Annotated in this window: 8 protein-coding genes; 6 read left to right on the forward strand and 2 right to left on the reverse strand. The window is 75.5% G+C overall.

Annotated elements, in window-relative coordinates; all coding sequences use genetic code 11:
* Positions 1-8 precede the first annotated feature (8 nt).
* The 3 genes from AC3RJ8_RS01495 to AC3RJ8_RS01505 all read left to right on the forward strand — a co-directional run bounded on the left by AC3RJ8_RS01495 (position 9) and on the right by AC3RJ8_RS01505 (position 2,902).
* Positions 9-1,397, forward strand: a complete 1,389-nt coding sequence (locus AC3RJ8_RS01495; protein ID WP_489714208.1) for a glutamyl-tRNA reductase — start codon at positions 9-11, stop codon at positions 1,395-1,397.
* 111 nt (positions 1,398-1,508) lie between these two features.
* Entirely contained in the window at positions 1,509-1,883 is a 375-nt protein-coding gene (locus tag AC3RJ8_RS01500; protein WP_489714209.1) for an SHOCT domain-containing protein, read from the forward strand.
* 92 nt (positions 1,884-1,975) lie between these two features.
* Positions 1,976-2,902 (forward strand): Ppx/GppA phosphatase family protein, encoded by a 927-nt coding sequence (locus AC3RJ8_RS01505; RefSeq protein ID WP_489714210.1) that lies wholly within the window; start codon positions 1,976-1,978, stop codon positions 2,900-2,902.
* Position 2,903: 1 nt separating this feature from the next.
* On the opposite strand, the gene AC3RJ8_RS01510 is transcribed toward AC3RJ8_RS01505, so the two are convergent.
* Positions 2,904-4,130: a CoA transferase gene (locus AC3RJ8_RS01510; RefSeq protein ID WP_489714211.1), complete on the reverse strand. Its 1,227-nt coding sequence runs from the start codon at positions 4,128-4,130 to the stop codon at positions 2,904-2,906.
* Between the two features lie 129 nt (positions 4,131-4,259).
* Between AC3RJ8_RS01510 and AC3RJ8_RS01515 the strand changes: the two genes are divergently transcribed.
* The 3 genes from AC3RJ8_RS01515 to AC3RJ8_RS01525 all read left to right on the forward strand — a co-directional run bounded on the left by AC3RJ8_RS01515 (position 4,260) and on the right by AC3RJ8_RS01525 (position 6,563).
* The gene (locus AC3RJ8_RS01515; protein WP_489714212.1) at positions 4,260-4,667 is read left to right on the forward strand and encodes a VOC family protein; all 408 of its coding nucleotides are present in this window, start codon (positions 4,260-4,262) and stop codon (positions 4,665-4,667) included.
* A gap of 26 nt (positions 4,668-4,693) precedes the next feature.
* Positions 4,694-5,518 carry a DUF5926 family protein gene (locus AC3RJ8_RS01520; protein ID WP_489714213.1) on the forward strand — a complete coding sequence of 275 codons (825 nt, stop codon included), beginning with the start codon at positions 4,694-4,696 and terminating at the stop codon, positions 5,516-5,518.
* 259 nt (positions 5,519-5,777) lie between these two features.
* On the forward strand, positions 5,778-6,563 hold the full coding sequence (locus tag AC3RJ8_RS01525) for a glycosyltransferase family 2 protein (protein WP_489714214.1): 786 nt from the start codon (positions 5,778-5,780) through the stop codon (positions 6,561-6,563).
* A 62-nt stretch (positions 6,564-6,625) separates the two neighbouring features.
* On the opposite strand, the gene AC3RJ8_RS01530 is transcribed toward AC3RJ8_RS01525, so the two are convergent.
* The gene (locus AC3RJ8_RS01530) at positions 6,626-11,062 is read right to left on the reverse strand and encodes a hypothetical protein (protein WP_489714215.1); all 4,437 of its coding nucleotides are present in this window, start codon (positions 11,060-11,062) and stop codon (positions 6,626-6,628) included.
* Between the last annotated feature and the right edge of the window lie 2 nt (positions 11,063-11,064).

The following is an 11,064-nucleotide window of genomic DNA, read 5'->3' on the forward strand; positions in this document are numbered from 1 at the left end:
GGGCCACTGTGGTTCTCCTCTCCCTCACCGCGTCCCACCACGAGCTGGACCTCGACGCCCTCGAGCGCCTGTCCACCGGCTCGATGTCCGTGGGCCGCACCGTCGTGGGCTCCTGCCTGCCGGTGCAGGGCACCGTGGTGATCTCGACCTGCAACCGGTTCGAGCTCTACCTGGACGTCGACGCACCCCTGGACGGGGACACGGTGCGGCACGCGACCCGGCACGTCGCCGAGCTGGTCGCGGAGTCCTCCGGCGTGACGCCGGAGGCGGCCGCGGCCTCCTTCACGGTGCGGTCCGGCACCGAGGTCGCCGAGCACCTGTTCGCCGTCGCGACCGGCCTGGACTCGATGGTCGTGGGAGAGCGGGAGATCGCCGGGCAGGTGAAGCGGGCGCTGGCCGAGTCGCGGGCGGACGGCACCACCTCCAAGACTCTCGAGCTGCTCTTCCAGACGGCGTCGCGCACGTCCAAGCGGGTCGGTCGCTCGACAGCGCTGGGCGGCGCGGGGCGCTCGCTGGTGGCGGTCGGCCTCGACCTCGCCGGCCGCTCGATGCGCCCCTTCCCCGTGTCGCGCGCCGTCATCATCGGCACCGGTGCCTACGCGGGCGCAGCGGTCGCCGCGCTGCGGGCCCGCGGCTGCGAGGACATCCGGGTGTACTCCCGGTCGGGGCGGGCCGAGGCCTTCGCGGCGTCGCACGGGACGGGCGCGGTCGGCGTGGACACGGAGTCGCTCGTCGAGGCGCTCGGTGACACCGACCTGGTGGTGTCCTGCTCGGGCGCGCGGCGCCGGGGGACGACGACGGCGGAGGCCGTGCCGGGTGCGGAGGCCTCGCTCGCGTACGTGCTCGACGCGGCCTCCGTGGCCCGGGCCCGTGACCGGGCCGCTGCGCGGGCGGGCGACGAGCCCGAGCCCGACGCCCTCGTCATCCTGGACCTGGCGCTGCACCGCGACGTGGAGCCGTCGGTGGCGGACGTCGAGGGCGTGCTGCTCTACGACCTGGCCTCGCTCACCACGCACGCCCCGGCGACGGAGCGGGTCGTGGTCGACCAGGCGCGGGCGATGGTGCGGGACGCCGCGGCGCTCTTCGAGGAGACCCGGATGGGACGGGCGGCGGACGCCGCCGTCGTCGCGCTGCTGGACGAGGCGGAGCGGGAGGTCGCCGTCGAGGTCGGTGACGCCCTGGCGCGGCTGTCGGCCGAGCTGGCGCCGCACGGGCAGGTGCCCACCGACGCGGACCGTGACGAGATCGCCCGGGCGGTCCGGCGCCGGGTGCACGCCGCGCTCCACGACCGCATCGTCGCGGTCCGGTCGACGGCGCTGGCCGAGGCGCGGGCGGCGGAGGCGGCCGTCGTCGCGGGTGCGGAGCGTGCCCTTCGTGCTGTTCCGGTGACCGACTGACTCTTTGTCGGTCTATATCGGGCCGAGCTGCGCTTTCGTGGATAGCGTGGGCATCCAGGCACCGCTCATGCGGCCTGGAGCATTCCTCACCGGCGCGAAAGGTTGGGCACGATGGATGATTTCTGGAGTTATGTCTGGTTCCTCCTCTGGATCTTCCTGTTCATGGCGTACCTCATCGTCCTGTTCCAGATCCTCTCGGACCTCTTCAGGGACCGGCACCTGAACGGGTGGTGGAAGGCCCTGTGGGTCCTCCTGCTGATCTTCCTGCCGATGATCACAGCCCTCGTGTACCTCATCGCACGAGGCCGGGGCATGGCCGAGCGGAACATCGCGGCGGCACAGGACGCCAAGGCAGCCACCGACGACTACATCAAGACGGTCGCGGGATCGCCGGCGGACCACATCGCCTCGGCGAAGAAGCTGTTCGACGACGGCACGATCACGCCGGAGGAGTTCGAGGCGCTGAAGTCGAAGGCGCTCGCCTGACCCCGCGGTGCCGAACAGGAGCTGGGGCCCGCTATGGAGAGCCATAGCGGGCCCCAGCTCCTGTTCGGCACCGTTCGGCCTAGGGTGACGCCATGCGACTCGGCGTGATCGACATCGGCTCCAACACCGTCCACCTGCTCGTCATGGACGCCCGGGCGGGTGCGCGGCCGGTGCCGCAGGCCAGCCACAAGACCACGGTGCGGCTGATGCGCTACCTCGAGCCCGACGGCTCGATCTCGAAGGCCGGCGTCAAGGAGCTGCGCCGGGCCGTCGAGGCCGCGGCGGCGGCCGGGCGCGAGCACGGCATCGAGCAGACGATGGCGCTGGCCACGTCCGCCCTGCGCGAGGCAGCCAACGGGACCGAGGTGCTGGCCGACCTGGAGAAGCGTGCGGGCGTGCCCATCGAGGTGCTCGCGGGCGACGAGGAGGCGCGGCTGACGTTCCTGGCGGCGCGGCGCTGGTACGGCTGGGGCGCCGGCCGCCTCCTGCTGCTGGACATCGGGGGCGGCTCCCTCGAGATCGCCACCGGGGTGGACGAGACCCCCGACGCCGCCCTGTCCCTCCCCCTCGGCGCCGGGCGCATGACCCGGCGCTTCCTGCTCGACGCGGACCCGCCGAAGCCCGACGACGTGGAGAAGCTGCGCAAGCACGCGCGGTCGGTGCTGCGCGACGCCGTCGGCCCCGTCGCCGGGGCGCCCGCGCCCGACCACGCGGTGGCCACCTCCAAGACGTTCCGGTCGCTGGCCCGGCTCGCCGGGATGCCGCGTCAGGTCATGGGCACCGGGGAGCGCTGGCGGATGCGCCGCGATCACCTGGCCGACTGGGAGCCCCGCCTGGCGAAGCTGTCCTCGGCGGACCGCACCGTGCTGCCGGGCATCGGCCCGGGCCGGGCGCTGCAGATCGTGGCGGGTGCCGTCGTCGCGCAGGAGGCGATGGCCGCCCTGGGCGTCGACGAGGTCGAGGTCTGCCCGTGGGCGCTGCGCGAGGGCGCCATCCTGCAGCGCCTCGACCACCTCTGACTCACCAGTGCGGCGGGTCGCCGCCCCAGGGCCGCGCCAGCGCCGGGTAGTCGGCGACCGGCAGCGCAGGGCGCGCGGACCGCACGCGGCCGTGGGTGACGGTGGCGTCCGACGGCGGCACCGCGGCCGGCGGGTGGTCCGGCTGCCGGCCGGGCGCGTCCAGGAGCCAGGCGGCCGTGCGGGCGAGGGCGACCGCCACGTCCCGGCCCTCGCCGTCCCGGGACCGCTCGGCGAGGGCGTCGACCACGCCCGCGGCGAGCAGGTACCCGGTGGCGTGGTCGAGGGCCTGCGCGGGCAGCGCGCCCGGGGTCGCGCCGTCGGCGGACTCCAGCAGGGCGATGCCGCTGGCCGCCTGCACGATCGAGTCGAACCCGCGGCGTCCCGCCCACGGACCGGCTGGTCCCCAGGCCGAGACGCGGGCGTGCACCACGCCGGGCGGCAGCCGCAGACCGTGTGCCTCGATCGCGCCCGGCCGGTAGCCGGTGACCAGCACGTCCGCGGCGTCGAGGAGCTCCTGCGCGCGGGCGTGGTCGTCGTGGTGGCGCAGGTCGAGGACCGTCGACCGCTTCCCCTGCCCGGTGTCGAGGTGCTGGGCCTCGATCTCGACGGGCTCCGGCGGGTCGACGCGCAGGACGTCGGCGCCGAGCAGCGCGAGCGTGCGCGTCCCGACGGGCCCGGCGATCACCCGGGTGAGGTCCAGCACCCGCGCGCCCTGCAGGGGCCCACCCGTGGGGCGGGCGGTCCGGCCGTCCGCCCGCACGGTCGTCGCGACGAGAGGGCCGACGGCGGAGGCGCGGCCGGGCGCGCTCGCCCGCCACTCGTCCTCGGTGCGCACCCGGACGGCGACCGCGCCGGCGTCGGCCGCCGCGTCCTCGACGTCCTGGGTGGACGACCGCGCGAGGCGGGTCGCGAGGTCGTCGCGCGAGGCGCCGTCGGGCAGGTCGAGGAGCCGCAGCAGGCGGGCGCGGTGGTGCGGGTAGTTGGCGTGCGTACGGACCCAGCCGTCCGCCGTGGCGAAGAACCCGGAGTGGGGTGCGAAGCCGGCCCAGGGTTCGCCGCCGATCCGCAGCAGGCGGTCGGAGGTGAACGCCGCCGCCACCCGTGCCGGGTCGAGCGGGGCCTCGACCAGCGGCCCGTGCACCCCGGCACGGCGCGCGGCGACGCGCAGCGCCTCGACAGCGGTGCGGGCGAGGTCGGCGACGGGCAGCGTCGCGGCGAGCCACGGCATGCCCCCGACGGTATGCCACGAGGATTTCACCCGTCCCGGCGGGCGAGAGGGGTGGATCCTGGAAGAGGCGGTGCCCTCACGGTACGGGCCCTCGGCCCCCGGGACCGCCGTGGCGCGAAGGAGTGCCTCATGGTCAGCACGCGGCGAGGTTTCGGCAGTTTCGCGGTCGACGACGTGGACGCCGCACGGCGGTTCTACGAGGACGTGCTCGGGATGCGGGTCACCGGTGACCGCGGGTTCCTCGTCCTGCACCTCGACAGCGGGACCACGTTCATGGTGTACCCGAAGGAGGACCACGTCCCCGCGAGCTTCACGGTGCTCCACCTCGCGGTCGACGACGTCGACGAGGTCGTGGACGAGCTCGGTCGTCAGGGCGTGGAGATGCTCCGTTACGAGTCCTTCGACCACGACGACCGAGGGATCGTCCGCGGCTTCATGGAGGGTGGTGACGGCGCCTGGTTCGCCGACCCCGCCGGCAACGTGATCGGGCTCATGGACGGTCCGGGGGCGGAGCTCCTCGGCGCCATGACCTCCTGACCGCGGCGGCCGATAGGATCGGGCGCATGGCCAAGACTGCTGAGTTCGTGCTGCGTCCGTTCGAGGGTCTCCCGGGGGAGGCCGACTGGGTCTCGATGCGGGAGATCGTGCCCTCGGCGACCGCACCGGCCCGCACCGTCGACGCGCACGGCGGCCGTGACGTCGTCGTCGCCACCGTGCTGCCGGGCGGCTGGTCCGCGCTGCACCGGGAGGACGGCACCGTCCTCCTGGCCGTCCAGGGCGTGCTCAGCTCGGACGACATCAGCAGATCCCTGGCGGCCGCGCTGCTCGCCGCGATCGAGGCGGAGCCGGGCACCGGCATCCTGCCCGAGCAGCTCGACGTCACGTCCGACACGCCGCGCCTGCAGGACGTGCTGGACACCTCCGTGCCGTTCGACGTGACGGTCCACGAGGGCTACGACTACTGGATCGACTCCTCGGCAGAGATGACCGCCGAGATCAAGGAGGGCCTCGAGGAGGCCGCCGAGCAGACGATCCCCACCGTCAAGATCGAGGGCGTGGACGCCGCCTACTGGTGCCGGATGAGCCGCGAGTTCGTGCGGTGGGCACGCACCGAGGACGAGGACCGCGTGGTCGACGCGATCGCCCGGCTGCACGCGAAGCGGGACTCCGGTCTGGCGGGGGGCAAGTTCCTCGGCATGTTCCGGGCGTGCGGTCTCGTGGTGCCCGTGTGGGAGCTGCCGCGCGGCACCGAGGCGGACGAGCTGACCGGACCGGTCCAGGAGCTGTCCGAGCGGTTCGAGGCGGCGCTCGCCGTCGATGCGCCGCTGGACGCGAACGAGCGCCGCGCGCGGGCCGGAATTGTCTCGCGCCAGGTGACCCTGCGCTGACCCGCACAGAAACTTCACCCCCTGGACCCGGACCAGTCCCCCAGATGCACAACATCCCACGTACCGGGGGAGTAGGATTCTGAGGGAAGTTCTTTGCACTTCCGATCCCGGCGAGTCACGCCGAGGATCACATCGACGACCGTGGCTGTGACGGCCGCACAGGCAGGGAGCTGTGAACGCGGAGCACGGGGGAACACGGACCAGCCGTGAGGTGGCGCCCGGAGACGTACCGGCGAGCCCGGGACCACGCCGTCCGAGCATGCCGGTGGCCAAGACCCCACGCCCGCCCACCGCCCGCGGCGGGCGCAGCGTGCAGCGGGTCGCGGTCGTCATCCCGGCGAAGGACGAGGCCGAGCGGATCGCCGCGACCGTGAGGTCCGCGCGCGCCATCCCGCACGTCGACCTCGTGCTGGTGGTCGACGACGGGTCCGAGGACGAGACCCAGCACGTCGCGCGGGACGCCGGGGCCGTGGTCGTGCGGCACTCCCACAACCGCGGCAAGGCCGCGGCCATGGAGACCGGGGCCGCCGTCGCCGCCATGCGGGACGTCGACGGCCTGGCGCGCCTGCTGCTGTTCGTCGACGGGGACCTCGGCGACACCGCCGTGAACACCGCGCCCCTGGTCGGCCCGGTGCGCGAAGGAGTCGCCGACCTCGCCATCGCGCTGCTCCCGGCCCAGAAGGGAGCCGGCGGACGCGGCATCGTCGTCGGGGCCGCCCGCCGGTCCATCCAGCGGCTCACCGGCTGGAGCCCCACCCAGCCGCTGTCGGGCATGCGGTGCCTCACCCGCGAGGCGTTCGAGGCCGCCACCCCGCTCGCGCACGGCTGGGGGGTCGAGACCGGCATGACGGTCGACCTGCTGCGCGCGGGGTACGTCGCGGTCGAGGTCCCGTGCGACCTGCGGCACCGGGCGTCGTCGAACGACCTCGCCGGCCAGCTCCACCGGGCCGGGCAGTACCGGGACGTCATGGCGGCCGTCGGTACCCGGCAGATGCGTCGTGTCGTCGACGCGGTGGGGCGGTCGGGGCCGCGCTCGCGGCGCTGAGCTCGGTCTCGCGGAGCCCGGCTCGGGCTCTCTGAGCCCGGTGCCTCAGCAAGCCCGGTGCCTCAGCGTGAGGCCGCCCCGGCGGGCCTGGTGGCCCGCGCGGGCGGCCCCTCGGCCTGCAGGCCGGGTGCCGCCCGCAGCGCGAGCAGCCCGAGCATCGGGACGGCGGGGAACAGCATGAGGGTCACGACGCGGATCCCGTAGTCGTTGACGAGCGCCCCGCCCACACCGGCGATCAGCAGCGCCACGAGGACGGGCCGCAGCAGCGGCCACGCCGCCTCGGACTGCTCCAGCCAGCGGGCGCGCAGCCGGCGCCCGCCCCACAGCACGAGCGCGAGAGCGACGAGCACCCCGAGCGACAGCCAGGCGGGGAAGCCCGCGCCCAGCGAGCTCCACGCGTACCCGGCCTTGCGCCACACCGTCTCGAACGCCCCGCCGTCGAGCACGGCCTGCACGAACGCCCCCAGGTGGGACCGCTGGTCGAGAGGGCGCAACCAGTCGACGACGCCGATGACGGCCACGAGCAGCACCCCTGCGCCGCCGGCCAGCAGCAGCCGCGGCCACGTCGACCGGGCCCCCAGGGCACCGAGCACGACGACGGCGAACACCGGCACCAGCACGAGCCCGCCGCCGACGTCGACGCCGAACGTGGGCCACACGGTGACGACGGTGGTGACCACACCGACCATGCCGGCCGCGACCGCCCCTGCGACGCGGTTCCAGCGGCGCGTCACCAGCATGGCGACGCCGGCGGCGCAGAGCACGGCGACGACGGCGTAGACGGAGTACGTGGGGTTGCCGAAGCCGTAGAAGCGTCCTCCCAACGTCGGCGCGGCACCGAGCGGGCTCCCGCGGTGCAGCGGGGTGCCGAGCAGCGCGTCGAAGGTGAGCACGACGAACGTCACGGACGCGACCACCACCGTCCCGGCCCAGGCGGGCCGCCGGGGCGCCAGCGACCCCACGAGGGCGACCGTCACCGTGCCGGCCCCGAGCGCCACCCACAGGCCGACGTCCGGGTCGGGCAGGCGCCACCACGTCCAGCTGGTCATGAGGAAGCTCGCGGCGGGCACCGCCGCGCACAGCAGCAGGACGGTCTCCAGGACGCGGGCGGAGACCAGCGCGGTGCGGACGTGCCCGCGCCGCCGGAGCCAGGGCAGCACCAGCACCACCAGGGCGAACGCGCCCAGCGCCACGAGGGTCGGTCTGCCGGTGGTGGCGTCGGTCACCTGCCGCAGCGCATGGTCCCGGTCGGTGACGGCGGCCAGGTCGCGCACGGTGGCGCCGCTGCCGCTCGGCCGGTCCGCGCCGAGCGCGACCACCGCACCGGAGAGCTCCGCGGGCCGGGGCAGACCGAAGTCCTCCACGAGGGTCACGGGCACGTCCAGCAGCCGCACGACGCCGAGCCAGCGGGTCGCCGACGACGTCAGGTACGACGGCGCGGACTCGGTGTCCGTGCGCGCCAGCCCCACGCCGAGTGCCGGGCGGGTCGGCGCCGGGTTGCCGACGTCGAGCACCAGCACGGTGGCGTCGTCGGGCACGACGTCGAGCACGTCCCGGACCGTCGCGTCGACCTCTTGCAGCGCGGCGTCACGCGTCGGTCCGGGGCTGGTGGCCTCGTCCGGCACCGGGCGGGAGACGCTGCCCTCACCCGTGGGGTGGTAGGGCGCCGCACCGGCGTCGACGACGGTCACCGGGCAGCCGAACGCGTCGACCGGGTCGGCGAGGGCGTCGGCCACGCTCCGGTAGCGCTCGACGGTGCCGTCGGGTCCCGCCAGGGTCAAGGCCGCAGCGGGGCCGACGGCGGTGCTGCACACGCCGCCGTCCGCGAGCGCACCGCCGAGCACGCCGAGGCGGGGCGCGAACGCGGAGCCCGTCTGCAGGTCGGTGAGCTCGTCCCAGCCGTCCACCGCGGCGCCTGTGCCGCCGTCGTCGGCCGGCGTCACGTCCCAGTCGGCGCAGCGCCACGCGCCGTCGACGGTCGCGCCGGTCACCGGGCTGCGCCCGGCCGACATCCCGAGCCAGCCCGCGGCCACGCAGTCGGCCGAGGCGCCGGTCACGGACGCGGTGACGCCGCCGGCGCCCGCGCCGTCGCGGAGGGCGCGCCACAGCGTGGGGGTGGCGGTGGGGGAGACGTCCTGCCAGCGCAGCCCGTCGGTGCCGATGATGACGACGGGCTCGCCGTCGGACAGGACGGGCGACCCGCCGTCGGACACGTCGCCGGCGTGCGACAGGCCGCTGGCGGGCAGGGCGGCGCCGCCGAGCTGCAGGGTGACCAGCAGTCCGGCGCCCACCCCGGCCAGGAGGCGGGGGACGCCGGAGCGGGGGGCGGACGGCTCCCCGGTGCCGGACGCCGGGGAGAGGGCGGCCTCGAGGCCGCCGACCAGCAGAAGCGGGACCGCGAGGAGCAGCACGTACATCGCGACGACGACGCCGGAGTCGTTGAGCAGGGTGCCGACGACGGCGACCGTGACCACCGCGCCGACCGTGCGGCGCAGCAGCGGGTCGCGGTCGTAGGCGGCGGCGACACCGGTGAGGCGGAACCGGCACGGGTCGAGGACCGCCCAGGCCGCCACGCCGCAGACCACGGCGGCGAAGGCACCGGCGAGGTTCGCGACGGTGGCCCACGCCCCGCTCGCCTTGGCCGCGACGACGGCGGCCGCGTCGCCGTCGAGCAAGGACTGCACGAACCCGCCGAGGTGGGTGGCCGGCGGGAACGCCCAGTCCAGGACGGCGACGGTGGCGGCGCCCAGCAGGGTGGCGCCGGCGACCAGCAGCGCGCGCCGCCACGTGACCCGGATGCCGGCGACCCCCAGCAGCAGCACCGCGAAGGCCGGGACCAGCGCGAGGATGCCGCCGAGGTCGGCGCCGAAGGGCGGCAGCCCGTCGACGAGCACCGTGACGGTGGCCACGGCCGCCACGGCGAGCACCTGCGTCCGCCGGGAGCTGCCGCGCCGGCGCAGCACCGCGGCGACGCCTGCGGCCAGCACGAGCCCCACCACGGCGTAGACCGCGAACACGGAGTTGGAGAACCCGTAGAACCGGGCGCCCAGCGATGGGGCCGGCCCGAGCAGCGATCCCTGCTGCAGGGTGGTGCCGGTGAGGCCGTCGACGGTCAGCACGAGCCACGTCAGCGCCGCGAGCACGGTCGGCAGTCGCCACGGCGACGGCGGGAGCAGCAGCCGCGCGCACCAGGCCGTGAGCGCCACCGCCGTCGCGCCGAGCGTCACCGCCACGGACAGGACGGTCACCGGCACCGGGGACACCCACCAGCGGGAGAGAGTGGCCAGGGTCGCCGCGACGGGCAGGCAGGAGGCGACCACGAGCACCGCCGGCGCCAGCCGGGCAGGACTGCGGCGGGACACGAGCAGGCCGGTGACGGCACCCACGACGGCCAGCGCCATCGTGCCGACGAGGACTGGCGTCATGCGGGGCAGCGTCTCGGTGAGCACGGAGAGGTACTGCCGGTTCTCGACCGTGCGCGGGACGGCCAGCCGTCGGTCCTCGCCGTGCTGCAGCGGGGACCCGGTGAACAGGGACGCGGCCTCGGCGACCTGCTCGTCCTCGAGGTCGGCGCCGATCAGCAGGGCGTCCGCGAGCGTGGCGGACAGGTCGCCGGAGACGACGACGCCAGGCCACCGTGACGACGTGGACGTGAGCCAGGTCGCGTCCGCGCCCGGCGCCGTCCAGTCCACGACGACCTGCAGGTCCTCCGGGCCCAGCGGCGTGTCGGCCAGGCCGGCGACGACGAGCCGTCCGCCGTCGGGCAGCAGGGCGGCGAGCCGTCCCACGGCGGCGTCCACGGTCGCGACGGCCTCGGTGCGTTCCGTGGCCGCGTCGGGCAGCACGCCCAGGTCGACGACGGTCACCGGGCAGGCGGACAGGTCGGAGGCGCTCGTGAGGTCCGTGGGGTCGGTCAGGTAGCGCTCGACGTCACCGGCCGGGTCGGCGAGGGCCAGGGCCGCTCCCGGGCCGACCGCCGTCGTGCACCGCCCGACCGTCTCCGCCAGGCCGCCCAGGGCGCCGAGCTCCGGCCCGGCGGCCGGGACGTCCTTCTCGGCGACGAGACCGTCCCAGCCGGGCACGTGCACGGGGTGTGGTGTGCCGGCGGCCGGCAGGACGGGCATCGGGGGGCAGGGCGACGCCAGCTCCTCGTCGTCCTCGCTGCCGTCGTCCCCGCTGCTGTCGTGCTCGGTGCCGTCGTCCCGCTCGGCGACGACCCGGTGGCCCGCGGACAGCGAGAGCCAGGCGTCGACGGGGCAGGTCGGCGTGAGCGTGCGCACGGAGACCGACGCGACGGACCCGCCGCCCACGAGCCGCCAGAGGTTCGGCGTCCGGACGGCGTCGACGTCGGTCCACTGCAGCCCTGCGACCCCTGCCAGCACCACGGGACTGCCGGTGGGTCGGTCGAGGTCGTCGGCGTGCGCCGTCGGCGCCAGGCTCAGCGCGAGGGCGCAGAGCAGGCCGACCATGACGGCGACGGGACGGAGGGTCGGGCGCACCG

The sequence above is a fragment of the Isoptericola sp. MSGPD8_1_ISO-PGPR-S23-394 genome (genome assembly GCF_058072785.1).